The following is a 24,603-nucleotide window of genomic DNA, read 5'->3' on the forward strand; positions in this document are numbered from 1 at the left end:
ATCGTCAGTCCATTTCAGTCCCGGATTCCTCGAACCGGTCGTGCCATCTGCGTAGCGCGTGCAGCGAAAGATCGAGCGCCGCTGCGTGCTCGACGAGCCCCATGCCGCTCCAGTTCATCGCCTTCACATGTATTCCCCAGAACCCGTTGAGCGCCAGCAGGCGGCGGTCTGAACGTGCGCTACAGCGGCGGCGAGCTGGCGTGTTTTGGTTCCGCCGAGGCGCCTACCTGGCGCGCTTCTTCTGCTGCTTCTCGCGCAATTCTCGCAGATATTCGGTGCGCTTACGCATGTCTTTCGGCGTCAGCAGGTGCCGCGCCCAAAGCTCAAAGGTCACCGTCGAGAGCTTGTGCCAGCGGTAGTGTTCCTCAGCCTCCAGAGAACTCCGAAACCAACTGTAGACATGGGTGACTCATGACAAGGCCGCAGGCTGCTCGGAGCGCATCGATGAGCGGAAGACCGACAGTTGAAACGCATGGCGCCGGTACGCTGACGGGCGTCATCTGACACAAGAAATCCGCTCCGGCGGATGAGGACCGATGCAGATCAGGAACGATCGAACGCACGTTATCTTGCCTGCGGCCGCGCCGATCGCGAGACGGCCGGACCGCGCCGGATTGCCTGTGACGCTGCTCCGTCAGTCCGATGGAAAAGTGCGCCACGACGGTTCCAGTGCTGCAAATAAGCAGCGCAACTACCCCGTCGCAGAGCGCGGAAGACTGCACGGCGCATTGGAACTCAACGCCAGACTACCGAATCGTGGCATCGAGTATAGAATAGTGTACTATCGTAGATTGGAGGAGGAACGACGATGGAAATCAAGTCTCTCAAAATACGACCGATTAAGATGGCGAGATAAAAGGCCGCGAGGTGCGGCGTCGATCGGTCGTGTTGTTTCAAGAGGTTATCCGGCATTTCCGCGAGGTGCGAGGATTTTGTGCACTTCACTAGCCCGCGGATTTCATAACAGTCTCCGTGGCTTGATGGGATGTGCGGCCGCTTAGGCCTGCACCTGAGGAAGTTGGGCCCGGAAAAACGGGGCGTGGTCAGAGACGGCAGCGAGACGCTCGACCGAAGACCCAGTTCTCGGAAAGGCATGCGTCGTGCGAGGGAAAACGGCAGTCGACCAATCTCTATGTTCCGACGATGCCGGGTGGGGTGCAGGAGCTGCACGGGGGTAGTGCGGTAGCCGCACCCCAGGTGGTGCAGCAGCCGCACCCCCATAATACCCCAGTACTAACAACCCAGTTAAGTGAACCCCCTGTATCCCCCAACCAACCGAAAGCCTCGAAACGTGGAAGCGATAAAATCCGCCTTGACCAGTTCCTTGAACCAGCTGGAGGTAACCCGCCGCCTGAATGGGGAGAATGGGCAAACCGTGACTTTGATTGGGACACCGGACGAATTTCAGCGGAGTGGGCCGATTTTCACGACTACTGGACCAGCGGCAATGCCGTCGACGGCGGACTCAAGGCTGACTGGCCGGCAACCTGGCGCTCTCACTGCCGTCGCTCCGCCCGCTACGGCGGACGAGGCGGCAGCGCTGGCGGAACGGCTGGTGGGGGACTTGCTGCCGCTGTCAGTGCGGTCGTGGCTCACCGACACGGAAATGTGGAGCCTTCGGGTCCACTGCGCCGGGGAGAGGCAGCCGGTACGGCCCGAGCTGACGACGGACGACCGCGCAACCCTGACGGCAGTGCTGCAATCCCTTTCTGAGGTTCTGACGCCGAGCGTCCACCGCGGCACCTGAACTGGAGCAGGACGTGATGAAGCTGTTCGCAGCCTTCAACGTTTACACCGGCGACCAGGCGAAGTTGCGGGCACAGGTGTTGGTCTGGAGCGAGGAGCTGGAAGGTTTCCCGCTCTACGCCATCCGCAAGGCTACCGGTGGGCTGTCCGGGGCGGGGACAAGCTGCCGTCGCTGGCCAGCTTCATTGCCGATGTGCGGCTGGCGATCGGGACCGACGTGCTGGCGCGCAAGCGCCTGCTTGAAGGGCTGGTACAGTTCCGGTAATCGGCAGGACATGGCAACCTTGGTCCCGCTCTACGTTTGCGCGATCGGCTGTCTGATGGCAGTTGGAGCATTCTGGCGCTGGCGGGCGGCGACTTGGTCGGCATGACCGCGTGTCTGTTCATGGTCGCCAGCGTGGGCTGGCTCATGTTCCGGTAAGCGTGGCCTAGCCCAGCCGGACCCGTCGCCGAACAGGTTTGAATGTGCCCTTGGCAGTAATCTCCAGGGCCGCCCTTGGCCTGAGGTCTTCCACCAGCGCACTGGTAATATTCTTGTCACCTGCAGGGCACCTGAAAAACTCCAGGAAGAACCGGTAAGGGGTCCAGCTGCATTGGTCATAGACGTCCCGGTCCGTGGCTCCGGCGATCCTGTTCGCCGAACCGCAGCGCATGCCCGCCGGATCGTATGCAAATACGAATGATTCCGCAGTGTAGCCCATCATCTTTTCGCACTGCTCCTTCAGGTCCTTGTGATGTTTGCCGGACATATTCTGGCGCGGACCTATGCGCTTTGACTGGACCAGGACGCCCTTGGAGTAGCTTTGTTCCGGCGTATCGAGCTTTACATGGATGAGAAGGTCGGCCCCGTACGTTCCCTCTTCGCCACTGCGCCTGTGGGTCAGGACCGCCGCATTCCAGTGGATGCCTTGGGTCCGAAGGTCCCGGAACCCCTGACGGAAGGCGCCGGCAAATGCGCCCGACAGATCGTCCTCGTGCTTGATGAGGCCCGCACCAAGATCTCCCATCACCAGATCGGTAATATCCGCAGCCTTGTGCGCTGCGTCCCGCATAACAGATTCAAAAGACATGATTTCACCCCTCCGCTTCCGTTCTATGCCGAAATACGTGACGGTTGGCTAGAGTTGTGAAACTATCCACCAGAAGCAGAAACAGCAGATCTGGAATTTATACTGCCTTACAAGACACCGCCATGCCCAAGGCCAAGGGTTACGCGGTGGGGTACCTTCTATCCAAAACCCTACACCGCATGGAAGAAACAGGCTGAAGCCGACATCCGGAAACTTGTGACGGCGCAATACGCCGGCCGCGTGAGCGTTTTCATCGAATGTGTCGAAGCACCACCCAAGAGCGACAGCAAAAAGCAACGACAGGACCAGCTGACAAGCGGGTGGCCGCGGGGGGATATAGACAATCTCGGGAAGTCGGTCCTGGACGCGATGACGGGTGTCGGGGACTGGGTCGATGACAGCCAGGGGGTGCGCAAAGTTGCTGAAAAGCGGTACGGACATGCTGACAGGACTTTGATACGCGTTGAGTTCGCGTAGTATCGATACCGTCAGGGCATAGTGTGGGGAGACGAATGGCAGAAGAAGGTTTGGGGTTCCGGTATGAGCTGACGAAAGAGATCGTTGGAATTCTCAAACGCCTGTTCGATGCACGGAATGTGAAACGAGCCAGGGTATTCGAGAGGAAAATTAGCCCGATTATGGAGAGAATGAGGGCTTCGCATGAAGACTTTATCGCCATTCTGAGCGAGCTGGGATCAACCTGCGATCGCGCGGCGCAACTTTCAGAATCAGGGCGAAATGACACTGCTGAGGAGTACGAGAAGATCAAATCTCGCTTGAAGGAGCTTGGGGACCGACGAGAATTGAGAAGAATAGATCGTAGAGATATTTTTGAGGAGTCGGGTTGGCGAATTGAGTCAATTGAACAGAATTCGAAGCTGGATAAACTGGTACTTACTGAGGACGAGGCCAGTTTAATGAAGAGTTTCTACAAGAGCGTAAGGCAGTATTTTGCCGACGAATCGCATGAGTATCGTCATGAAATCAGGATTTTTCTTGCGGCGGCAGAGCGTGCCATTTTCAATTTGTCAGAACGCGGCGATGAAACGAAGTTCCAGCTTAGAATTAAGGAAACTGCGGCTCGCACGAGGGAATACGAAAAGCGCCTGGAGGGGACGTGGGCAGAGCTGTCCAGAGCCCACTCACAACTGAAGGACAAACTGGCGGGCTAGGAGCGCCCGTTTTGGGCGACCCGCGTAGTCATTGCCTGCGGTTTTCTATCGAGTGGATTCAGGCTGATCTGACGTACTGCGAGGTGCAGGGCTACCTTGACCACCTCAACCGAAGAGGTGAGGCCCATTGCCGAAGCGATGGACGCAATGTTTTCGACGATATCCGGATGGGCAGCCATCTTGATCTGCAACATGCGCGGCAAGGCCAGCTTACCCTTGGACGGATTCTTCATTTCTTAGACTTTCGTTGGTTCTCAAGCTGGCGCACCAGGCGGCGTGATAGCGCACCTTGGCCTCCCAGGCTTTTCTCCGCAGCTCGCGGTAGTTTTTCCCTTCCGGCAGCGCCACCACCATTGACCAGGCGTCCTGTACAGCCTGGTACACGGCTTTGAGGTCGGCAAGCTCCGTCACTAGAACGCTATCTCGTCATCGAACGGGGCATCTTCGCTTACCGGCTTCGCCGCAGTGGCTATAGCAGGCACCTTTCCGCCAGTCGCCGCAGCGTACTCGGGTGAAAGCGCAATCTTCTCTTTCAACCACTTGGTCAGGCCGCTGTTGACCATCCCGTCGTATGCGGTGAGGTCGAACTGCATGGGCCGGTTTTTTGGGCGCCTTTGTTTCTCGACCAGCCGGGAGACGCTTCACCGATTGCACAACCGACTTTGTGCCGCCCGCTTTCTTCGCCTTGTGGATGATGTCCAACAGGCAGGGGTGGTTGAGCACATTGCCGATATCGAAGCCGGCCAACTCTTCGTCTGTAAAGGGGCGGCCGCGCCAGCCTTCCAGGATGGGCCGAAGGGCTGCCTGCTCGTGAAGGCTTAAGGTGAGGCGCGGGTTCTCAAGGTCCGCGAGCTGCTGGCTGCCCACCCGCACATCCAGAACAGAAACGACCAGCGCCAGCGTGCGCGGGGAGGGCGGTGATGGGCATTTATGTTCGCCGCGGAGATACGGGTAGAAGGGGGTTTGTACGGAACTGCTATTGGGATGAAGGACGGTCTTCCTGTGTTGGCGTGGGTGGATACGCCGCTCTACGCGTAGGAATTTCCTGCTGAGGTTGCTGATCGTGTTCTGGAGCGCCTAAGAGCCAAGTGGGGCGCTGAGAAAACCTATTGGCTGGATTCTGGCCGTGGGTGACTAGAACCACAAAACACCAGAGACCGGCTGGACCAGCAGATTGGCCGACCGGCAGGGTTTGGCTGCCTAAATTATGCCACAGGCGGACGGATTCGGCCCGTAGCGTAGTCTTTGCAGTCCTGACGATTCTACCCTAGAACGGCCACTTAGCGGGTGGCTTGGGATGTCGAAGCATAGGTTTACACCGATGGAACGTTGGGCGGTGTTTTCCGTCCACGGCTCGCAGTGCTATTTGTGCCGAACTCCCATTGACCTCCAGACAATGGAAGTTGACCACATAATCCCCGAGCACCTCCTGGACGACCCGGTGAGACTGGCTGGGGTTTTGGAGGAATTCGGGCTACCGGCCGACTTCCAGGTAAATTCATACGCGAACTGGATGCCGGCCTGCCGCTCCTGCAACAGCAGTAAGCATGCGACGGTCTTTGAGGCAGCGCTCATCGTTAAGGTTCAATTGCAAAGGGGGCAGGGGAAGGCTGCGGAATGCCAGATGATGGCTGAAAGGGCTATTTCAAATGCCGCACTCAGCAAGGCAATCAACCTGGTGGCCCGTGCGGCAGAGGCATCGGAAACTGACGTGAGGTTATTCGCGCCGTTGATTGAAGCTCTTGCTCACCGGATGCGCAATCCGAAGAACTGGGCAACATTTACAGAAGAATCTGAGGAGCCAATTGTCGGCCGGTATATGGAGAAGTCCATGGGATACCAGAGACAACAGATACAAAAGGTTTTCACCTTCAGGCTTACGCCATATTTTGCACCACGGATGATAAAGACCTTTCAATTCTAGCCGCGTGACTAATCCTGATTTTTCTATACGGCTGAAAGGGGCGGCTGAACGACAGGGAAGTGGCGATCGATTTCCTGGTGGCGGCATTCATCGCCGCGGTGTTCTGGATGGTGTGGTGATATCTGAAATGGAAAACGGGACGCCTTGTGAGCGCCCCGTTCCCATTTACCGCACTGAGCGGCCTAGTTTCCGAAGTACCAACGCAGCAGCATGACCAGAAGGTACATCACGGTTTGCACCGTGCGCGCTGACAAATGGACTTCGATTTGCAGACGAAAAGAAACCACGTTAATGGCCTGTTTCCGGGTCTGACGGCACCGACAAAACCCTTTTTGAGGGATTTATTCGGCTTCGAAGCCTGGCCGGGGGGCGAGTGCACTGCCTTGTCCCGGCCTATGAATTGTTCACATTTGTGCTCGTTGCGATTTGAGTTCGGTGCGATTCAGATTCGGTTCAATTTGAAAACAGGTTCAGGACAGGAGCAGGTTCAGCTTTTTCAACAGGCTCAGGGTCATCTACATCATCAAACGGTTGGCTCACGGTGGTCCGCGATTTCGTTGGCCAAATCCGTTGTACAAATTAGTGCCCGCTCGGACAGCCTTCAATAGCTCCAGACCGTCCGGCCACAGATTCTTTTGAAGTCCGTTTATCCGGCGCCGGAGTCCGTGATAGCAAATGGCGATGGGAGCCTACTACGACATCGTTGACGCGCAATTGGACACGCTGCCGAATTCCGCACAGCAGTTCCTGAAGCGGCGCCATACCCGCGACCCCGACCGGGAGACCTGGAACCACTACAACTGCGCCTATACCGATGGCGTGGTGGTGTTCGCCGACGCATTGGCGGACAAAGCCAAGCACAAAGACACCTCGCTGTTGCCGCTCTACATGCTGGCCCGGCATTCTATGGAATTGTCGCTCAAGGCGGCGCTGGTGGAGTTTCCCGAGCATACCGGTAAGCCGATCGACATCGTCGGCCACAAGCTCATCAATCTATTCAACCAGCTCTACGACCAGGTGGCGTGTCTTGGATTTCCGGTCGACCATGCATGGTCATGGCAGAGTGAGAAGCTGTTGCGGCATATCCATGAGCACGATCCTAATGGCGACCGCTTCCGATACCCGGAAGAGCGGGGGGGAAGAAGTTTGCCGATATGGATGTCACCTTCGACGACCTCGTCCGGTGCCATGGCGTGGTGACGCTATTTGCGGATGCTTCGGCCGACGAGCTTTTTGCTGAAAAGGGCATACCGCTCGATCAGCGGAAATGAGGATCAGATGACGGACATCCCCGATGTGGCGGTCCTCAATAGGTTCGCGAAAGCCGTCCGTGAAATGCTGGCCGACGACGCCTTGGCGAAAGCCGCACCCCAAGAGTTCTCGATTTCCACGTATCTCGCCATAAGAATGGTGCCTTACTTCCCCGAATGGGAGGTCAGCCCGGAGTGGACTCGCCGTGAGACCGAGGAGAAAATGCTGGCCTGGTATGACGAAGCGGGAAAGGAAAAGCTCAAGAAAATCCGCCCCGACATCATCGTGCACAAGATACTCTTTCAGGAGGAAAACATCCTGGTGGTCGAGGCCAAGCGTGTACAAAACCCCGATCATGCCGACGACATCCGCAAGCTGACCCTGATGACCTCGGAATACACTCCGAATCCAGACTACCACTACGGCTACCGGCTCGGCGTTCACCTCATCGTGGACCTGCCGAACCGGAACATTGCTGGCAACAACGTCTACCGCGATGGCGAGATTGATGCGAAACTGACCGGTCTGCTCTGGCGCATGCTACACTAGGGACCGGTCGGAGGTGCACATGAGGCTGATCCTTGGTCTGCTTGCCTTGGTTGCTATCTCGTTCGAGATTTATGTCGCGCTGCATCATCTGCGCGAGGAGCCGGTTGAATACACGCTCCCCTACTTTCTGGGGTATGGGTTGACGATCGCAGCATGCGGCTTTGCGGTTGTCGATGTCTGGCACCACTACAAGGACGTCAGGAACGAGCGGGATGTCCTCGCCGATAATCTGATCACGATCGGGACGATCGTTCTCGGAATCGGCTTCGTCGCGTCCTTCTTCACCTACATCACCTTGCATCTGCTGATTGTCTGGCCAATCGCGGTGTTCATCGCCGGCCTTGCCTTTATGGTAGTGGGCGGCCTTCTGACAGCAACACTTGATTACGCAGCCACAGCACAACTTGACCTGTTCACCTGGGCTCGTGAGAAGAAGGAAGCTGAGGAGCGCAAGGCAGCGGCAGAAAAGGTTTTCCGAGAGGAGGAGGAGCAGGAAGCCTACTTCCGGAAGCATCCCGAAGAACGGCCGCCACCGATGCCGAACCCTAACAACTCGAACAGGAATTATATCTCCTAGTTTTTGTTGCCAGCTCGACTACTTTGACTCATGCTCCCCTGTAACGGGAAGAAACAGCGCCAAAGCAGCGGCGAAACGTCCTGACGGGATGCCTGTTGGCACGCCGTTCGACCTGGACAGTCCGGCAATCCTGCTGGTAAGTCCAAAGGCCTCCGCCATAAGACCATCCTGCGCGAGTTGCTGGAGACTACTGAGACCGTTCACAGCGGCCTGACCGGCGAAACCCATCAGGTCAACCAGCTCGACATTATTCTGACCAAGCTGGTGGTGATGGCGAAGAACGGCGACCTCGCCAGCGTTGACCGCGTCCTCGATCGGCTGGGAGGCAAGCCGGAGCAGATGAGCAAAACGGTCAACCTGAACATTGAGACCAAGCCCGACGAGCTTGAGAAGCTGACCGACGACCAGATTGCCCGGATGGCCGCCATTGCAAGGGAAAGCTCCGATGCGTGAAATACCGCAAGCGCCCGCTGGTCGTTGAGGGCTGGCGATACACCGGGCAGGACCGGTTCGAATGGCCTGAATGGCTGCGAGGCCATCCCACTGCCACCAACGACTTGGACTGGTCACGGGCGGGCGTGAGTACACACATAAAGGATGCCATCCCGTTCATCACGGTCGGGACGCCCGAGGGCGTGATGCGTGTGGATGTAGGTGACTACGTCATCCTTGGCATCAAGGGCGAAGTCTACCCGTGCAAGGCGGATATCTTCGACCTGAGCTACGAACCGGTAACTGAAAGCTCTCATGCGTGAACTTCGCCAAAGTCGATATCCTCGCGGAAGAGCGCAAACGCTTCCTCCATTACAGGCCGCACGCCAAACAGCAGCAGTTCCATGCACTCGGAGCCACATGTCGGGAACGCCTGTTTCTGGCGGGCAACCGGGTTGGGAAAACCTTCTGCGGTGCAACGGCGTCGTATTCGGCTCGATCTGCTTGGCTCGCTGTATTGCTTCACCCTGAGTGGGTGTGACGGCGCTCGCGCGTTCTGAGTTCGGACGCCGTACCGCGTAGTCACCCTGAGGCCTGCGCTCCACGAAAAGCTGGTCTTTCTTCATTTCCTTGTCCGGGCCAGACCGAGACCTATAGGGCCTATGACCCGGCGTACCTTAAGGGTGCCACGGAGGCGCTGGAAAAGCTGGTGGCGGCGGTCTGTGTAGACTTGCCGGTATGGGGTCGGGTGTCGCTTACCGCAGCTCAAAGCCGGTCAAACGGGTCGGTTGGTATGCCGATTTGCCGGAGGGTTTTGCCGGTGTGGACGCTTTGCGCGCCATTTGCGCGCCAGTGAGCGAAGTCAAAAAAAATCGCCGCAGAGTGAATTCGATAGCATTTTCAGGAAGGTAGATGGTGGCCGATGCAGGGATTGAACCTGCGACCCCACCCGTGTGAAGGGTGTGCTCTCTCGTTCGTGCGGAATACGAATTTCACACAATCGGATATGCCCAAGGAATTTTTGACGTCGTCAGCTTGTCGGCCAACAGGAGAACGGCCGCGTCTGAAGATCATCGGACCGTAAGCCGTCAGTCCGCTCTCGGCCCCGTTGCGGCCATTTCGCAACTCGTCTGATTGGCCGCCACGCGTCTCGCCCCAACTCGACGGGCAGCGCACCCCGACGTCTCGGCTTCGTAGTCGGTCACGCACTCGACAGGCTCAAGGTTTTTGGTGAGCGCCCAGGCCGGATAGCTGTTCCCGCGTTTGCTCGTGTCGATGGGGAGCAGTCATACGCGACGTCTGGTCAACTTGCACCGGCGCTGGAGCAGTCAGGCAGCGGAAATCTGGGAAACGTACTCCCGGGTTCTAGTCATTTCCCATCCACTCGACGGGCAATCCGAACACCAGGGCCACCGCCATTCTCTGGAATGAATTCTATTCCGGCTGCTTCGAGCGATAGCTTCAGCGCTTGCAGGATTGATTCAGATGCTGGTTTCGAACCACGTTCGAACTGCACGATCGTCCTCAAACTTACCTTGGATAGATCCGACAGTTCCTGTTGAGAAATGTCGAGAAGCCCACGGGCCGCGCGAACTTGGGCCGCACTTACCTTCATTGTTCAAATGCCCTGTTGCACAAAAAGTGCAAATATGCTTGTTTTAGGTAACAGCCGTTGGAAGTGGTTCCCCCGCTTCCAACAGTCTAACCACGCCTACGCTTTGCGGAGCTCGGATCATGGCTGATTCCGACAATAACACGACTTTGCCTTTCGTCACCCGCAGGAAGGTGCTTGCGGGAACAGCAACCGCAATGGCGGCGACGCAGGCTACATCGTTTGCCCGCATCGACTTGGAGGGTGATGACGCCATTGATCCTGCGGTGGCGGTGTGGAAACGATGGCAGGCGGCTTGGGAAGAGGCTGAACGGCTTTGCAATCAGCAGCAGCGGCTGGAGAGGGTACTTATCGAGACCGTTGGCTTCCCTTGCACGACAGTTACCTTGTCCGACGGAGAGAGCGTGACAGTTCACTCCGTTGAAGCCCTCCAGGAATTGCTCGGTGTTCGTCGGGCTAACACAGCGGCCCGCACCCAAGCTGAAGCTGAAATCGTAGCCAATCAGGCGCGCTGGGATGCCGCCGCTAGGGAGATTGGTTATTCGACAGCCTTACTTGCTGAGCGCGAAGCTGGCGAGCGGGCGAAGGAATTACTCGAAGCCTTATCCCAAATTCCTGCAACGTCGCTCGCCGGTATAGCCGCCAAGCTAAATGCAGCGCTTAGGGAAGGGGAATATTCGCTACATGACAGTGAGCCCCCGTGGCCACAGATCCGCTCGGCCTTAGACGATATAGCTCGGATTAGAGAGCAGAAAGTCTCGAGCTGAACTTCGGCAATAAGGTACCGAAATCGCGATCATTCGTCGGTTTGGTGATTTTCACGGGGCTTATCGAGACAAACCTCTCTACACATGGAGCGACTGATGCAGTTCCGAAAAGCATTTGCGGAGGCAGGGCGCCGCAGCGTCTTGAACGCACCGGTAAACGATGGAATCGAGAGTGGCCCGCACCTTGCTGATCAACATGTGGGCAGGCAGATCGCCGCGGTTCGCGTGCAGTCGGACGTATCGCAGGCCAAGCTTGCCCGCTCTATAGGCATCAGTTTTCAGCAGCTTCAAAAATATGAGAACGCTAGAAACCGCGTGAGCGCTTCCATGCTCTACGAGATCGCTAGTTCACTAGGTGTTCCGGTCGGCCGCTTCTTCGAAGGCCTGCCGGGCAATGAGACCGATCGTGATCCTCCTCCGCTGCCGGTCGACGAACGCATCAATTTTATTGCCAGCGCGGAAGGTCGACGCCTGATTGAAAGGCTTGTGCATCTCCATCCGCGAGTGCGAGGTCGCGTGTCGTCTTTAATCGCAGCATTAGGAGAGGAACTGGCAGTCATCGACCCAAAGCAGGAGAGCGCAAGGTCCAGCGAACCCGTGCCGGTCGAATGCAGGCCGGCTTGACCGGCAGTCATGGCAAAGCTCAACGAGTTCCCTTCGACGGCTGGAATGGCGAAGTTCGCGCTGTCGCGTCGATCCACACCGCCAAGGAGGGGATGGTCGAGCGAGTGTTTCCCGAAGAGACCTCGACAACGGCTACATCGCCGCAGGCAGGGAGAAAGTGGCCCTGTCGTTGCCTATGGCGATGATGGGAGCGTTGCATGAAAAAGCTTCCGAACGCATCCCAAGTTCCTGCCATAGGCTTCCCAGCAGCACGGCTGCAGCCCGTGCGATCTAGATTCGCCAGTTCGGCGACTATCCGATTTCCGCGCCGCAGGGTCCCAAGTGCACGATCGAAGGGGTGTGCCCCTTTTATCGCCGGTCGTGTTAGTGATGCTCGGCTTCGTGAAGTCGGCACGACACAGACGCGATGGTGGATTGCTGCGCGAAACCGCCCCAGCGGTAACGCCGGAGGAGCTTCGCAAAGCCATGCTTAAGTTTGTCGAAGCACTCGCCATCGCCGATGCCAGAGGCGATCATCTCAAATCCGTCGGCGCTTCGGCTGGCCGAAATGCTGCCATGGATGCAGATCGCAGCAAGAAGAAGGCTTCCGACACATGAGGCGGGCCGCTGTCTACGCACGCTTTTCGACCGAGCTGCAGAACGAAAAATCCACTGAAGACCAGATTGCGCTGTGCCGTGCTTACGCAGCGCGCAACGGTCTGGCTATCGTTGCGGTCTACGAGGACAAGGCGCGCTCCGGCTCATCTATATTGGGTCGCGACGCGCTGATGCGCCTGATGGAAGCTGCGGACCAGAACGCGTTCGACATCGTCGTCGTCGAGGCGCTGGATCGCCTATCGCGCGACATGGCGGATCTCGCAGGTCTTCACAAACGTCTCTCTTTTCTCGACATTGAAATCCAGGCTGTTCATGACGGTATCGCCGATGCGGTGCTCATTGGTATTCGTGGACTTGTCGGTCAGATGCAAAGGGAGGATGGCGCAAAGAAAGTCCGTAGGGGTATGGCTGGAGTTGTCCGTGATGGACGTCATGCCGGAGGCCGGGCCTATGGCTATCGACCGGTCTTGGGCCATCCTGGCGAACTCGAGATCGTCCAAGAGGAGGCAGACGTTATCCGGCGTATTTTTGCCGCTTATTCGGCCGGTCGCGCTCCACGTGACCTGGCCGGTGACCTCAACCGGGATGGGATAGCGCCACCGCGGGGGATACGGTGGAACGGTTCCACCATCAACGGAAATGCACAGCGCGGCGTAGGTCTGCTCTTCAACGAGCTCTATGTCGGTCGGATCGTCTGGAACAAGGTCCGAATGGTGAAGAACCCCGATACTGGCAAGCGTGTCTCCAGGCCAAATCCAAAGGACCAATGGCAGACGAAAGAAGTTGCGCATTTGCGCATCATCGACGACGAAACTTGGCACAAGGCGCAGGCTCGCAAAGCAGTGCGGGTGAACGCAACCTCTCATGTCAAGCGTCGGCCAGCTCACCTGTTGTCCGGTCTGCTCCGCTGCGGCGTTTGCGGTTCAGGTCTGTCGGTTCACGATCGTGATAAGACAGGCAAGACGCGTATTCGGTGCTCGGCAGTTCGAGAAAGCGGGAGCTGCTCCAATCGGCGCATCATCTATCTGCCCGAGATCGAAAAGGCGGTCCTTGACGGCATGCGCGACCAACTGAAAGCCCCCGACCTCATCGAGGCATACATCCGCAGATACAACCAAGAGCGCCGAGAATTGTCCGCACAGGCGAATGCGATGCGCACAGCGCTGCAAGGCAAGCGCGATCGGATAGAAGGCGAACGGCAGCGCACGATCGATCTTGTGATCAGGAGCGTCATTGCTGAAGAGGATGCCAAGCAGCGTATTGCAGAACTCAAGACGCAGCTTTCCGAGGTAGAGGCACAGCTCTCCGGTCTCGATGAGCCGCCGTCACCCGTAGCTCTCCACCCTGCGACCTTGCGGCGTTACATCGAAACCGTCGACGGCCTTTCAAAGGCGTTGGCCGACCACGCAACTGCTGCTGACGACCGTGGCCCGCTGATCCAAAACCTTCGAGGACTTGTTCATAGTGTCACCGTGCACCCCAAGCGGGCACGTGAGGGCTTCGAAATCGAGGTCAAGGGCAAGCTTGCCGCCCTTATAGGCGGGGCCGCATTTCCCAATGCACGGTATACTGAAAAGCCCACCGGACTAGGCAGCCGCTTCAACGCTGCCGTTACGTACGATAGTGGGTTGGAAGTGGTAGCGGGAGAGGGACTTGAACCCCCGACCCCAGGATTATGATTCCCGTGCTCTAACCAACTGAGCTACCCCGCCAGGGCGGCGAAAGGCCCGAAATCCGCCTTAAATCGAAAGGCATTTCGAGGCGTTCGCCAAGGTCGCGCGGATATAAGGTTGGGAGGGCGAGCCTGTCAAGCATCGATGCGCGAGGGGCGCCGGCATATTGTCGCCGGTAAAAGCTTTGCCGGGCTGGCATCTCCGGTAAGCCACCGGGGTTGAGTTCGACGGGGCACGCCGCTATGTCTCGGCCAAGAAATTAGAGTTTGAAGCTGATGAAGCCGCGCATTGCAGTCCTCGGTTGCGGATACTGGGGCAGCAACCACATCCGCACCCTCAAGGCGCTCGGCGCGCTGCATGCGGTTTCCGATGCCAATCGGGCGCGGGCCGAAGGCTTTGCCAGCGAGCAGGACTGCCTGGCGATCGAGCCCGACCAGCTGTTCGTGCGTGATGATATCGACGCCATCGTCATGGCGCTGCCGCCGCAGTTCCATGCCGATCTTGCCGTGCGCGCCGCTGAGGCCGGCAAGGACGTGCTGGTGGAAAAGCCGATTGCGTTGACCGTGCCCGACGCCGAGCGCGCCGTGCAGGCGGCCAGGGACAATGGCCGCGTGTTCATGGTCGGCCATGTCTTGCGATTCCATCCCGCCTTCGAGACGCTGAAGGCGCTGATCGACAATGGCGAGCTCGGCGAGGTCCGCTACATCCACTCGCACCGGCTCGGCCTCGGCAAATTCCACACCGAGAACGACGCACTGTGGGATCTGGCGCCGCACGATCTGTCGATGATCCTGGCCATCACCGGCACCGAGCCGATCGAGGTCAGGGGCGAGGGGGCGGCACTCCTCGACAATCTCAGCGATTTCGCGCATCTGCACATGCGTTTTCCCAACGGGCTGCGCAGCCATCTCTTCACCTCGCGGCTCAATCCCTATCGCGAGCGGCGGCTGACCGTGGTCGGCACCAAGGCAATGGCGGTGTTCGATGATGTCGAGCCCTGGGAGCGCAAGCTGGCCGTCTACCGCCACGCGGTGTGGCAGGACAGCGGCCAGTGGGCCTTCACCACCAACGAGCCGTCCTATGTCGCGGTCGGCCAGGGGATGCCGCTGACGCGCGAGCTCGAGCACTTTATCCAGTGTATCGAGACGCGGGCCGAGCCGCGCACCAGCGGCGAGGAAGCCATCAGGGTGCTGCGCATCCTGACGGCGGGTACAGTCACGCACACAAAGTCCTGAGACCGTTTCGAAACTCTGCCCTTAAGGCAGATCGAAACTAAAACTGTCTCCGAGAGGGTAGTGTTTACTCTGCGGGAATCTGCGCCGGCCTGGCTGCGAGCCGGCTGAGCATGGCTTCGGCCTCGGCGCCGCGCTCGGAGCGCTCAATGAAGCCGCCGCCGAAAACGCGGGCTTCGTTGCCGTCGTCGGAATAGAGCACGCAGGCCTGTCCCGGCGCGATGCCGGACTCGCCGTCGACCAGTTCGACAAAGGTGCTGCCGGCGCGGTGATGCAGCACGGCCGGGCGCGGCGGCCGCGTCGAGCGCACCTTGGCGAACAGCTCCATGCCGGCGGCCGGAATGTCGGACAGCGCGCGATCGCCCAGCCAGTTCATGTTGCGCAGATAGATCTTGTGGGTCTCCAGCGCCTCGCGCGGGCCGACGATGACACGGGCCCGGTCGGCGTCGAGATGGACGACGTAAAGCGGCTCGCCCGAGGCGATGCCGATGCCGCGGCGCTGGCCGATCGTATAGCGCAGGATGCCGTCATGGCGACCGAGCACGCGGCCGTCGATATGGACGATGTCGCCTGGGTTGGCGGCAGCTGGCTTCAGCTTGGCGATGATGTCGGAATATTTGCCCTGCGGCACGAAGCAGATGTCCTGACTGTCCTGCTTGGCGGCAACGGTCAGCCCCATTTCTTCGGCGATGGCCCGCACCGCAGGCTTGGACAGCCCACCCAGCGGAAAGCGCAGATAGTCGATCTGCGCCTGCGTGGTGGCAAACAGGAAATAGCTCTGGTCGCGGTCGGCATCGACGGGCCGGAACAGCGCGCGGTGGGGGCCATTGGCCCCGGAGCGGATATAATGGCCGGTGGCGAGCGCATCGGCGCCAAGGTCCTTGGCGGTGGCCAAAAGGTCGGCGAACTTCACCGTCTGATTGCAAGAGACGCACGGAATGGGCGTTTCGCCGGCAACGTAGCTCTCGGCAAACGGGTCGATGACCGCCTTGCGGAAGCGCTCCTCATAGTCGAGCACGTAATGCGGAATGCCCAGTGTCTCGGAAACGCGGCGGGCATCGTCAATGTCCTGGCCGGCGCAGCACGACCCGGCCCGGTGCGTTGCGGCGCCATGGTCGTAGAGCTGCAGCGTGACGCCGACGACATCATAGCCTTCGCGCTTCAAAAGGCCGGCAACGACAGACGAATCCACACCGCCCGACATGGCGACGACGATGCGGGTGTTTTGCGGGCTGGCGGGAAGGTCGAGGCTGTTCATGGTTCTTTCGTTCTGCGCGGCGTTCAATGGCAGTGGCGCGAATATAGGTCAACCACACCAGCGGCGCCAGCTTTGCGGCGGTGCCGATTTTGCGGGAAAATTGCGCGCCTGCCCGCCGTTGCCTCAAATGCCGACGAAAAGACTAACGCGGCGTTCATGATCCTTACCTACTCATTAGGGTTCGCTTAGGCAATTTTTAAAGCTGTGGCGGTAATGTGGTGGGGATTGGGTCTTTGAGTTTTTAGTAGAGAGTACGATGACCGATCTTGTTAGACCGCGAGTCAAATATGTTATTGGGCCTGACGGCAGCCCTCTTACGATTGCCGATCTTCCGCCGACGAATACACGTCGCTGGGTTATCCGGCGCAAGGCGGAAGTGGTTGCTGCGGTGCGCGGCGGGCTTTTGAGCCTCGACGAGGCATGCCAGCGCTACAAGCTGACCACCGAGGAATTCCTGTCCTGGCAAGCGTCGATCGACGAATATGGCCTTGCCGGGCTGCGCACGACGCGCATCCAGCAATACCGGCACTAGAGCCAGGACCACAACAGAAAAGGGCGCGGTAACCGCGCCCTTTTGCCTGTCGGTAATGCCTGCTTCAGACCGTCAGCACCACCTTGCCGATCGGCCTGGTGGCGAGAAAAGCGTGCGCGGCGCCCGCCTGTTCGAGCGGAAAGCTCTTTGTCACATGGACCGCAAGCTTTCCCGCATCGACCAGTTTGCCAAGTTCGACGAGGCCTTCACGGTCGGGCACGACGGACATGCGCTCGACGCGGATCCCACGCGCAGCAGCCTTGGCTCGGGTGGTGTCGTGGACATTGAGCAGCGACACCAGGGCGCCACCGTCCTTCAGGACTGTCAGCGATTGGTCGGCATGGTCGCCGCCCATCGGCTCCAGCACCAGGTCGATGTCGCTGACCTCGGCGGTGAAATCTCGCTTGGTGTAGTCGACCACTTCATCGGCGCCGAGCGAGCGGACGAAATCGAGTTTCTTCGGGCTGGCGGTGGCGATGACATAAGCGCCGTGCGCCTTGGCCATCTGCACCGCCAGATGCCCGACGCCGCCGGCCGCCGCATGGATCAACACGCGCTGGCCGCGCTTCAGGCCGCCATGGCGGACAAGGCCTTGCCAGGCGGTCAGACCGGCCAGCGGCAGCGCGCCTGCATGAAAGTGATCGATGCCTTGCGGCTTCGGTGCGATTTCATCGGCCGGGGCGACAGCGAGTTCCGCATAGGCTGCGGCCTGCTTGGGAAAATGCGGCATGCCGAACACGGCGTCACCGACCTTGAGGCCGCCATCGACGCCTGGGCCCACCGCCTCGACCGTGCCTGAAATATCCCAGCCCAAAGTGAAGGGCGGTTCGCCCAGCAAAGGATAGTAACCGGCGCGCACCGAGCCATCGACCGGATTGATGCCGGCGGCATGCACGCGCACGAGCACTTCGCCTGACTTGGGCGAGGGCGCGGGGCGATCGGCGATGACGAGGACGTCGGGTCCGCCGACTGAATTCTGGACAACGGCACGCATGGGAGGCTCCTGCTGGGGTTTCTGTGCCACTATCATTTGGATAGTAATATTCCCTTGTCCAGTATGTACCTTTTCCATATATAGGCACCTCATGGATAGTGATAATGATTGCGGCTCCGGCTATGACGCCTTCCAGCGGACGTGTCCTTCGCACGCCGTGCTCGAGATGCTGGCCAGCAAATGGGTCTATCTGACGGTTTGTGCGCTGCGCCGTGGCCGGATGCGCAATGGGGAACTGGCGCGTAAGCTCGACGGCATCACACCCAAAATGCTGACGCAGACGCTACGCGTCCTCGAGCGCGACGGGCTTGTGCGGCGCGAAATCTTTCCGGTGATCCCGCCGCGGGTCGAATATGAATTGACCGAACTTGGCCAGAACCTGGCGGGGCTGCTCACCCAGATACGGTCCTGGTCGGAAGAGCATGTGCCTGACATCAAGCAAGCCCGGGCGAGGGCAGCGGCGAACCTGGACAGGGATTTGGCACGGGCCTGAAGCTGCGGCCGCCTTACGGGCCGGATCAGCAGCGCCGGAGCCTTTTGGCGCGCTACACGCAAAGCAAAGCGCGGCGCCAGGCGGCGCCGGTCGGGTTAAAACCCTGCCGTCAGCCGATCATGGCGCTGCGACCGCCGAGTTCCGCGTCGCGGATCTTGGTGTCGCGCGATTCCAGCATCTCGGCCTTGGAAAGCTCCGCTTCAGCTTCGCCGAGTAATGATTCGGCAGCGCTTCGCTGCTGGGAGAGGTCGCTTTGAGAGTTTCTGAGGTTATCACGGCGCAGACGCGCCGCCTTGGCGAAGGTCGGATAGGCAAAATGATTGATGTCGGTGATGCCGGCCTTCTTCTCCTCGGCGGTGATCTGAAGCTCCAGTTCAACGGCCATGCGCTCGAACTCGGCGATCATCATGTCGAGCTGCAGCAGCTGCCGCCGCTTCTCATTCACCTGAAATTGCTTCAGCCGAACGAGGTTTTCACGTGACTTCATGATTCGGTACTCCCGGAAACGCACACCTGCACATATCGTCCAATCCGCCCGCCAGGGCCTGGCGCCGCCCGTATCCACCGGCATTCCCCGAACTATGGGAAACAAATCCCTAAAGTTTTTTGCCGGCGGTAACCATTCGTTTACGCGCATTGTTAATCATAAGGGCGAGGACTTAAGGCCGGGTAAAAATTCCGGCTCCCGATACGGAAGCCGGCCAGCGAGTCCCTTGAGTCACTTAGTCCGACTTATTAATGTGTTGCATTAGCGATTTGGTTCTGTGATTCATCATTAGATTCAAGAGGGTGTAGAAAGGGGTTAAAAAATCTGGTACCGTCCTTGGTGCGGAATTAGGTTTTGTTAACCATTCGATGGCAGCCTCTGTTCAGGCAATCACTGCTCCGGTCCCGGATGGGTCGTGACATGGTCCGGCGGCAGAAAAGGGGAATGAAATGCGCGTTCTGCTGATAGAAGACGACAGTGCAACCGCTCAGAGCATCGAGCTGATGCTCAAATCTGAAAGTTTTAATGTTTACACGACCGACCTCGGCGAAGAAGGTGTCGATCTCGGTAAACTTTATGATTACGATATCATTCTTCTCGACCTCAACCTTCCCGATATGTCCGGCTACGAAGTCTTGCGGACACTTCGCCTGTCCAAGGTGAAGACGCCGATCCTGATCCTGTCCGGCATGGCCGGTATAGAGGACAAGGTGCGCGGCCTGGGCTTCGGCGCCGACGACTATATGACCAAGCCGTTCCACAAGGACGAACTGGTCGCCCGCATTCATGCCATCGTGCGCCGTTCCAAGGGCCATGCCCAGTCGGTCATCACCACCGGCGACCTGGTGGTCAATCTCGACGCCAAGACCGTCGAAGTCGGCGGCCAGCGCGTGCATCTGACCGGCAAGGAATACCAGATGCTGGAGTTGCTCTCGCTGCGCAAGGGCACCACGCTGACCAAGGAAATGTTCCTCAACCACCTTTATGGCGGCATGGACGAACCGGAACTGAAGATCATCGACGTCTTCATTTGCAAGCTGCGCAAGAAGCTCGACGCAGCATCCGGTGGGCAGAACTACATCGAGACGGTCTGGGGTCGCGGCTATGTGCTGCGCGAGCCGGAAGACATCCGCGTCAGCGCCTGAGCGAACACCATCAGATTGAATTTAATGAGAAAACCCGGCTCAGGCCGGGTTTTTTGCTGTCCTTCTTGGCCGAGGACGTGCCGAGTCAGGCGGCAACCTTCAAGGTACGAAAACGTTCGAGCAGTTGCGGCCGGTTGAACGGCTTCAACAGATAACCCTGGGCGCCGGCGCGCTTTGCCTTCATGATCGAGGCAACATCGACCTCGACCAGTGAGATCAGAATCTGCGGTTTGATCGTGCTCTCCATGGCGCGAACCTGGCGAATGACGTCGACCGCTTGCATGTCCGGCAGGGCGCCGTCGACGACAATCACATCAGGCATCTCGGCAGCGCACATCTCGACAGCATCAAGTCCAGTTGCCGCTTCGATCACCACCATGTCGGAGCCGCCAAGAATCCGTTTTGCAACTTTTCTGATGACGCTCGAATCGTCGACAAACATGCAGCGCTTCATTTCCGGGTCCTCTTTGCCATGGGGCGAACCGGCGGCATCCGGGTATCGGGATGCACACTAGGCCGATCTGGTAAAGAAGCAGAAAAGCCGTTAGGTAAAGTTTTTACAAACATGTCGTTTGCAGCCCCATTCTGCAGGGGCGTTGCCGGCAATGAAACTTGCCTGTTCTGAATTGCCGCAAATATCAGCGGGAAAAGATACTTGATTGTTCTTGATGCTCGGCGTCCTGCCGAACGGCTTCGCTCAAGCCGCGGACAGCACGATCTCTTCGGCGGTCGCGTGAATCGAGATCGTCATGTTGGCCTCACGCGCCAGCAGCAGCGTGTAGTAGGGCTGGACGGTATGGGCGTCGATAGGCTCCTCGGGCTTGTTGCCGGAATGGAGCTCGAGGAATTTCGGCGGTACGCGCAGCATCGGGCCGCTTGCGGCAAGCGCAAAGCGCGGCTCGGTGTCGAGGTTTTCCAGCGTGACCACCAATCTGCCACCGCGCGGGATGGCGGCATTGGCGACGAGCAGCAAATTGAGCAGCAGCTTGACCTTGTTCTTGGGCAGCAGGGCGCGAACCCCGTTCCAGATCAATTCCGGCTTCTCGTTCTTCAGGAAGGCGATGGCGACGGACTCGGCATCGCCGGTGTCGATCATCATGCCCGCCGAACCGGCGGCGCCGAAGGCGATGCGGGCGAATTGCAGGCGGGCCGAAGCGTTTCTGGCGCTCTGCCGGATCAGTTTCATGGCGTCTTCGTCGGCGCCGCCCTCGTCCAGGAGTTCAAGGCCGTTGTTGATGGCGCCGACCGGCGAAATGATGTCGTGGCAGACTCGGCTGCACAACAAGGCTGCGAGATCGGGTGCGGAGAGAGAGAAAAGCTCAGCCATCGGCGAAAAATCCCTGCTAAAATTCACATCCTGGTGGCCGCGCGGCCGACAGCCACGCTCACCACCCGAATCACGCTCTCTCCCCAGGCATTCTGAATACACAGCGCCCGAGCGTGCAGCAACAATCCACAATTCTTGTGAGAAAAACGGCATCTTTGCACAGGATGGGAGCCAGCGCAGACAGTCAGAAACAGCCTTCGAACCGCCATGTTCATGTGGGAGGTTAATGGTTGAAAAAGGATTACGGCATAGTTTGCCCGTAACAGTCATCCTTAACGGCCGCCTAAAGAGCCGGACGGGGTGCGAGGCGTCGGCGAAAGTGCTCCCTGACGGAGATTGGAAGCATGGTTTCCCGATTCTACGACCGGACGTTTGTCCGCGTCTTCTTCATGGCGATTGCCCTCATGGGCGCTCTCGCTTTCTCAACCTCTGCGTCGCGGGCACAGGAATACACCGCTCAGGAGATCGTCGATTCCGGTCACAAGTTCTTCGGCGCGACGTCGGGCGGTCTCGCAACCGTGGTCGAGAAGATTTTTGCCTCCTACGGCCTGCCCAATGGCTATCTGCTCGGCGAAGAGGGATCCGGCGCGCTGATCGGGGGCCTGACCTATGGCGAAGGTACGCTCTACACCAAGAATGCCGGCGACCATAAGGTGTTCTGGCAAGGGCCTTCGCTCGGTTGGGATTTCGGCGGCGAGGGATCGCGGGTGATGATGCTCGTCTATAACCTCGACGACGTCAGCAATCTCTACAATCGGTTCGGCGGCGTTGCCGGTTCGGCCTATGTCGTGGCCGGCGTCGGCTTCAACGTGCTGCAGAACAACAGGGTGCTGCTGGTGCCGATCCGCACCGGCGTCGGCGCGCGACTTGGCGTCAATCTCGGCTATCTGAAGCTGACGCAGAGGCCGACCTGGAATCCTTTCTGAGCGATTCCGACCACACTTCGACCCGATCAACAGATTCTGACCCGGTGCAGCTGCGGCAAACCCTTGCCGCAGCGCTGGATTTGCGTCATGCGAACATGGCAAAGTCCAGACTTGGCGGTTGCCGGATAGCGGCCCGCCCGTAACGGGTAGTCACCTTGGTTCAGTCGATCCTGTTCTTCGCCCTCGGCTTTCTGTGCGCAGGCTTTCTGGCGCTGCTGGTCGCGCCGGCCATCTGGCGGCGGGCGGTCGCGCTGACACGCAAGCGTGTCGAGGCGTCGGTGCCGCGAACGCTGGCCGAGATCCAGGCCGACAAGGACAGCTTGCGGGCCGAGTTCGCCATGACGACGCGCCGGCTCGAAATCAGCATCAAGACGCTGCGTGAGCAGGCGAATGAGCAACTCGTCGAAATCAATCGCGGCCGCGAGGCGCTGAAGGGCCTGGCGGTCGAGCGCAAGGACAAGAAGCAGGCGCTTTCGGAGCTCGGGGAAAAAAACGAATTGCTGCTGCATCGCGAGCAGCAGATACAACAGCTGTCGGACAGGCTTGCACAAACAGAGCGCATGATGGAAAAGCGCGCGCTCGAGCTGGAAAAGCTCGAGCATATGTACGACGACGCGTCCTTCTCCTCCAGCAATCGTCAGATCGAACTGGTGGCTCGCGAATCCGAGCTGGAAAAACTTGCCAACGACATTTCAGTGCTGCGCGGCCAGCGCAAGGAGGCCGACAGGCGCCATCAGGAAGTCGTCGCCGAGGCCAAGGCCACGCGCGATGCCTTGAAGGCCGAAAAGAAAAGAACCGCTGATCTCGACAGAAAGCTCGAGCGTCTGCTCGCCACGCTTGCCGATCGCGAGGACAAGCTCGATCGCCGCGAAAAGGAACTGGCCCGGCTTCGCGAACGGGTGAAGGGCGAGGCTGCGGGAGGCGCCGCGGCTGCTGGCCTAGTTGGTGCGCAAGACAGCGCCCGCGCCAGGAACGAGGACATCGACAAGACGCTCGCCAAGCTCGAAGGCGACCGAGAGCGGCTCGAAGCCAGGCTGACGACGCTGGCCCGCGAAAACAAGCGGATGAAGGCGGAGCTTGGCGGTTCTGGATCCGCGAAGCCCGGGAATGGCCCCGGCAATGGCAATGATGCCGGTTCTGCCTTGCGCGAACAGATGAACAATCTGGCGGCTGAGGTCGTCCATTTGACGGCCAAGCTCGAAGGACCTGATTCACCGATCGCCAAGGCGCTGGCGGCGCCGCAGGAAACGCGGTCGGGAACCACCAGCCTCGCCGATCGCGTGCGGGCGTTGCAGAAGGCAGATTTGCCGAGCTGAGTTTCAAGCCCCGGCTTGGAATTGCCTGACTACGCCTATCAGGGCGAAAAATGGTGCAGCGCAATGGCTGACGCGGCAGCAACATTCAGGCTGTCGAACCCTTCCGACATCGCGATCCGCACCGTCCGCAGGCGGGCAAGCAGGCTCTCCGGGAGGCCCTCGCCTTCGGTGCCGAGATAGAGCGCCTGTCGTTTCGGTCGCGCGGCATCGCGAATGTCAGCCTCACCACGCGGCGACAAAGCGACCTGGCCGAAGCCCAACTCGCCGAGCTTCGCGATGAAAGCTTCAGTGTCGCCGAAGGACGCAAAGGGCACCTTCAACGTGGCGCCGACGGAGACGCGGATCGCCTTGCGATACAGTGGGTCGCAACAGGTGGCGTCGACGAAGACGGCATCGGCGCCGAAGGCGGCGGCATTGCGGAAGATCGATCCGATATTGTCATGGTTGGCGATGCCGATGAGAACGACGATCAACGCTTCGGCAGGCAAGGTGTCGAGCAAGGCCTCGGCAGGCTGTGGCGTGCCCTTGCTGCCGATCGCCAATATACCGCGATGCATGTGGAAGCCGGCGATCCTGTCCATGACGGCGCTTGCCGCAACGTAGACCGGCAGGTCGGCAGGGGCCTTGCGCAGGATGTCGTCGAGCCCGGCCAGCCGGTTTTCGAGGACCAGGACCGACTCCGCAGCAAAGCGTCCGGCTGACAGCAGGACGTCCAGCACCACCTTGCCTTCGGCAACGAACCGGCCATGGCGGCCGGTGAGATCGCGCTCGCGGATGTCGAGATAGGCGGCGACCCGTGGATCGCGCGCGTCGTCGATCTGGATCGGATCCATCAATACCTCGGCCGGCGAAAAATCGTCAGCGAGGTAAGGAGCGATCGGAGCCGCCAGTCAAGCCCT

The 24,603-nt window shown here is 59.3% G+C and carries 30 protein-coding genes, 2 tRNA genes and 3 pseudogenes; 19 read left to right on the forward strand and 16 right to left on the reverse strand.

Annotated features, from left to right (window positions below; genetic code table 11):
* Nucleotides 1-4: 4 nt before the first annotated feature.
* On the reverse strand, nt 5-127 hold the full coding sequence (locus NL532_RS10165; RefSeq protein WP_280799681.1) for a hypothetical protein: 123 nt from the start codon (nt 125-127) through the stop codon (nt 5-7).
* A 1,636-nt stretch (nt 128-1,763) separates the two neighbouring features.
* Between NL532_RS10165 and NL532_RS10170 the strand changes: the two genes are divergently transcribed.
* Nucleotides 1,764-2,117, forward strand: a complete 354-nt coding sequence (locus tag NL532_RS10170; RefSeq protein WP_245270164.1) for a hypothetical protein — start codon at nt 1,764-1,766, stop codon at nt 2,115-2,117.
* Nucleotides 2,118-2,174: 57 nt separating this feature from the next.
* On the opposite strand, the gene NL532_RS10175 is transcribed toward NL532_RS10170, so the two are convergent.
* A complete protein-coding gene (locus NL532_RS10175; RefSeq protein ID WP_023828166.1) occupies nt 2,175-2,816 on the reverse strand; it encodes a hypothetical protein in 642 nt (213 codons plus the stop codon).
* Nucleotides 2,817-2,918: 102 nt separating this feature from the next.
* Between NL532_RS10175 and NL532_RS32165 the strand changes: the two genes are divergently transcribed.
* Both NL532_RS32165 and NL532_RS10180 read left to right on the forward strand, forming a co-directional pair.
* Nucleotides 2,919-3,293, forward strand: coding sequence for a RusA family crossover junction endodeoxyribonuclease (locus NL532_RS32165; protein ID WP_353654664.1), 375 nt, complete (start codon nt 2,919-2,921; stop codon nt 3,291-3,293).
* Nucleotides 3,294-3,328: 35 nt separating this feature from the next.
* Nucleotides 3,329-3,988: a hypothetical protein gene (locus tag NL532_RS10180; RefSeq protein WP_023828164.1), complete on the forward strand. Its 660-nt coding sequence runs from the start codon at nt 3,329-3,331 to the stop codon at nt 3,986-3,988.
* Here the strand turns inward: NL532_RS10180 and NL532_RS10185 are convergent.
* From NL532_RS10185 to NL532_RS32170, 4 genes and pseudogenes are all read right to left on the reverse strand, one after another.
* Complete coding sequence (locus NL532_RS10185; protein WP_023828163.1) at nt 3,985-4,221, reverse strand: hypothetical protein; 237 nt, start codon at nt 4,219-4,221, stop codon at nt 3,985-3,987. The genes NL532_RS10180 and NL532_RS10185 overlap by 4 nt on opposite strands.
* Nucleotides 4,199-4,399: a hypothetical protein gene (locus NL532_RS10190; protein WP_155923732.1), complete on the reverse strand. Its 201-nt coding sequence runs from the start codon at nt 4,397-4,399 to the stop codon at nt 4,199-4,201. The genes NL532_RS10185 and NL532_RS10190 overlap by 23 nt, the downstream gene beginning before the upstream one ends.
* Entirely contained in the window at nt 4,399-4,581 is a 183-nt protein-coding gene (locus NL532_RS10195) for a hypothetical protein (protein ID WP_023828162.1), read from the reverse strand. Before NL532_RS10195 ends, NL532_RS10190 begins: the two co-directional genes overlap by 1 nt.
* A gap of 55 nt (nt 4,582-4,636) precedes the next feature.
* Nucleotides 4,637-4,861, reverse strand: a pseudogene (locus tag NL532_RS32170) (hypothetical protein); the annotation flags it as partial.
* Between the two features lie 523 nt (nt 4,862-5,384).
* Between NL532_RS32170 and NL532_RS10200 the strand changes: the two are divergent.
* From NL532_RS10200 to NL532_RS10225, 6 genes and pseudogenes are all read left to right on the forward strand, one after another.
* Entirely contained in the window at nt 5,385-5,912 is a 528-nt protein-coding gene (locus NL532_RS10200; protein WP_196813815.1) for an HNH endonuclease family protein, read from the forward strand.
* A 681-nt stretch (nt 5,913-6,593) separates the two neighbouring features.
* Nucleotides 6,594-7,112, forward strand: coding sequence for a hypothetical protein (locus NL532_RS10205; RefSeq protein WP_031202644.1), 519 nt, complete (start codon nt 6,594-6,596; stop codon nt 7,110-7,112).
* Nucleotides 7,113-7,190: 78 nt separating this feature from the next.
* Nucleotides 7,191-7,712 carry a hypothetical protein gene (locus NL532_RS10210; protein WP_031202642.1) on the forward strand — a complete coding sequence of 174 codons (522 nt, stop codon included), beginning with the start codon at nt 7,191-7,193 and terminating at the stop codon, nt 7,710-7,712.
* A gap of 19 nt (nt 7,713-7,731) precedes the next feature.
* Nucleotides 7,732-8,289 carry a hypothetical protein gene (locus NL532_RS10215; protein ID WP_023828157.1) on the forward strand — a complete coding sequence of 186 codons (558 nt, stop codon included), beginning with the start codon at nt 7,732-7,734 and terminating at the stop codon, nt 8,287-8,289.
* Between the two features lie 120 nt (nt 8,290-8,409).
* Nucleotides 8,410-8,742 (forward strand): annotated as a pseudogene (locus NL532_RS10220) (DUF5681 domain-containing protein); the annotation flags it as partial.
* Entirely contained in the window at nt 8,739-9,044 is a 306-nt protein-coding gene (locus NL532_RS10225) for a hypothetical protein (protein WP_023828155.1), read from the forward strand. The pseudogene NL532_RS10220 and the gene NL532_RS10225, both read left to right, overlap by 4 nt.
* A gap of 177 nt (nt 9,045-9,221) precedes the next feature.
* Here NL532_RS10225 and NL532_RS10230 read toward each other — a convergent pair.
* The 3 genes and pseudogenes from NL532_RS10230 to NL532_RS10240 all read right to left on the reverse strand — a co-directional run.
* Nucleotides 9,222-9,347, reverse strand: a pseudogene (locus NL532_RS10230) (DUF2188 domain-containing protein); the annotation flags it as partial.
* Between the two features lie 287 nt (nt 9,348-9,634).
* Nucleotides 9,635-9,765 (reverse strand) — tRNA-Val (locus tag NL532_RS10235).
* Between the two features lie 325 nt (nt 9,766-10,090).
* Nucleotides 10,091-10,336 carry a helix-turn-helix domain-containing protein gene (locus NL532_RS10240; protein WP_081730896.1) on the reverse strand — a complete coding sequence of 82 codons (246 nt, stop codon included), beginning with the start codon at nt 10,334-10,336 and terminating at the stop codon, nt 10,091-10,093.
* A gap of 119 nt (nt 10,337-10,455) precedes the next feature.
* On the opposite strand from NL532_RS10240, the gene NL532_RS10245 reads away from it, so the two are divergent.
* From NL532_RS10245 to NL532_RS10260, 4 genes are all read left to right on the forward strand, one after another.
* Complete coding sequence (locus NL532_RS10245; RefSeq protein WP_023828153.1) at nt 10,456-11,100, forward strand: hypothetical protein; 645 nt, start codon at nt 10,456-10,458, stop codon at nt 11,098-11,100.
* A 96-nt stretch (nt 11,101-11,196) separates the two neighbouring features.
* Nucleotides 11,197-11,724, forward strand: coding sequence for a helix-turn-helix domain-containing protein (locus tag NL532_RS10250; RefSeq protein WP_023828152.1), 528 nt, complete (start codon nt 11,197-11,199; stop codon nt 11,722-11,724).
* A 369-nt stretch (nt 11,725-12,093) separates the two neighbouring features.
* Nucleotides 12,094-12,321: a hypothetical protein gene (locus tag NL532_RS10255; protein WP_023828151.1), complete on the forward strand. Its 228-nt coding sequence runs from the start codon at nt 12,094-12,096 to the stop codon at nt 12,319-12,321.
* Nucleotides 12,318-14,000, forward strand: a complete 1,683-nt coding sequence (locus tag NL532_RS10260) for a recombinase family protein (RefSeq protein WP_081730908.1) — start codon at nt 12,318-12,320, stop codon at nt 13,998-14,000. Before NL532_RS10255 ends, NL532_RS10260 begins: the two co-directional genes overlap by 4 nt.
* Here NL532_RS10260 and NL532_RS10265 read toward each other — a convergent pair.
* Nucleotides 13,957-14,033: transfer RNA gene (locus NL532_RS10265), tRNA-Met, on the reverse strand. The genes NL532_RS10260 and NL532_RS10265 overlap by 44 nt on opposite strands.
* 236 nt (nt 14,034-14,269) lie before the next feature.
* Here NL532_RS10265 and NL532_RS10270 point away from each other — a divergent pair.
* Nucleotides 14,270-15,229 (forward strand): Gfo/Idh/MocA family protein, encoded by a 960-nt coding sequence (locus NL532_RS10270; RefSeq protein WP_023669941.1) that lies wholly within the window; start codon nt 14,270-14,272, stop codon nt 15,227-15,229.
* 64 nt (nt 15,230-15,293) lie between these two features.
* On the opposite strand, the gene mnmA is transcribed toward NL532_RS10270, so the two are convergent.
* Nucleotides 15,294-16,484, reverse strand: coding sequence for a tRNA 2-thiouridine(34) synthase MnmA (gene mnmA, locus NL532_RS10275; RefSeq protein ID WP_023828150.1), 1,191 nt, complete (start codon nt 16,482-16,484; stop codon nt 15,294-15,296).
* 256 nt (nt 16,485-16,740) lie between these two features.
* On the opposite strand from mnmA, the gene sciP reads away from it, so the two are divergent.
* On the forward strand, nt 16,741-17,016 hold the full coding sequence (gene sciP / locus NL532_RS10280; protein WP_013529904.1) for a CtrA inhibitor SciP: 276 nt from the start codon (nt 16,741-16,743) through the stop codon (nt 17,014-17,016).
* Between the two features lie 64 nt (nt 17,017-17,080).
* Here the strand turns inward: sciP and NL532_RS10285 are convergent, their stop codons facing one another.
* A complete protein-coding gene (locus NL532_RS10285) occupies nt 17,081-18,010 on the reverse strand; it encodes an NADP-dependent oxidoreductase (protein ID WP_023828149.1) in 930 nt (309 codons plus the stop codon).
* A gap of 91 nt (nt 18,011-18,101) precedes the next feature.
* On the opposite strand from NL532_RS10285, the gene NL532_RS10290 reads away from it, so the two are divergent.
* Nucleotides 18,102-18,503, forward strand: coding sequence for a winged helix-turn-helix transcriptional regulator (locus NL532_RS10290; protein WP_023828148.1), 402 nt, complete (start codon nt 18,102-18,104; stop codon nt 18,501-18,503).
* Between the two features lie 109 nt (nt 18,504-18,612).
* Here NL532_RS10290 and NL532_RS10295 read toward each other — a convergent pair whose 3' ends face one another.
* Nucleotides 18,613-18,990, reverse strand: coding sequence for a flagellar export protein FliJ (locus NL532_RS10295; RefSeq protein ID WP_023828147.1), 378 nt, complete (start codon nt 18,988-18,990; stop codon nt 18,613-18,615).
* Between the two features lie 449 nt (nt 18,991-19,439).
* On the opposite strand from NL532_RS10295, the gene ctrA reads away from it, so the two are divergent.
* Nucleotides 19,440-20,135 (forward strand): response regulator transcription factor CtrA, encoded by a 696-nt coding sequence (gene ctrA / locus NL532_RS10300; RefSeq protein ID WP_006203583.1) that lies wholly within the window; start codon nt 19,440-19,442, stop codon nt 20,133-20,135.
* Between the two features lie 85 nt (nt 20,136-20,220).
* Here the strand turns inward: ctrA and NL532_RS10305 are convergent, their stop codons facing one another.
* Nucleotides 20,221-20,589, reverse strand: a complete 369-nt coding sequence (locus NL532_RS10305) for a response regulator transcription factor (RefSeq protein ID WP_023669946.1) — start codon at nt 20,587-20,589, stop codon at nt 20,221-20,223.
* A 243-nt stretch (nt 20,590-20,832) separates the two neighbouring features.
* Nucleotides 20,833-21,462 carry a histidine phosphotransferase ChpT gene (chpT, locus tag NL532_RS10310; RefSeq protein WP_023669947.1) on the reverse strand — a complete coding sequence of 210 codons (630 nt, stop codon included), beginning with the start codon at nt 21,460-21,462 and terminating at the stop codon, nt 20,833-20,835.
* Between the two features lie 389 nt (nt 21,463-21,851).
* Between chpT and NL532_RS10315 the strand changes: the two genes are divergently transcribed.
* On the forward strand, nt 21,852-22,388 hold the full coding sequence (locus tag NL532_RS10315) for a DUF1134 domain-containing protein (RefSeq protein ID WP_245259859.1): 537 nt from the start codon (nt 21,852-21,854) through the stop codon (nt 22,386-22,388).
* A 155-nt stretch (nt 22,389-22,543) separates the two neighbouring features.
* Complete coding sequence (locus NL532_RS10320; RefSeq protein WP_023828146.1) at nt 22,544-23,704, forward strand: coiled-coil domain-containing protein; 1,161 nt, start codon at nt 22,544-22,546, stop codon at nt 23,702-23,704.
* Between the two features lie 38 nt (nt 23,705-23,742).
* On the opposite strand, the gene NL532_RS10325 is transcribed toward NL532_RS10320, so the two are convergent.
* A complete protein-coding gene (locus NL532_RS10325) occupies nt 23,743-24,537 on the reverse strand; it encodes a TrmH family RNA methyltransferase (RefSeq protein WP_023828145.1) in 795 nt (264 codons plus the stop codon).
* Between the last annotated feature and the right edge of the window lie 66 nt (nt 24,538-24,603).

The organism is Mesorhizobium sp. C120A, from assembly GCF_030323105.1.
Lineage (GTDB): Bacteria > Pseudomonadota > Alphaproteobacteria > Rhizobiales > Rhizobiaceae > Mesorhizobium.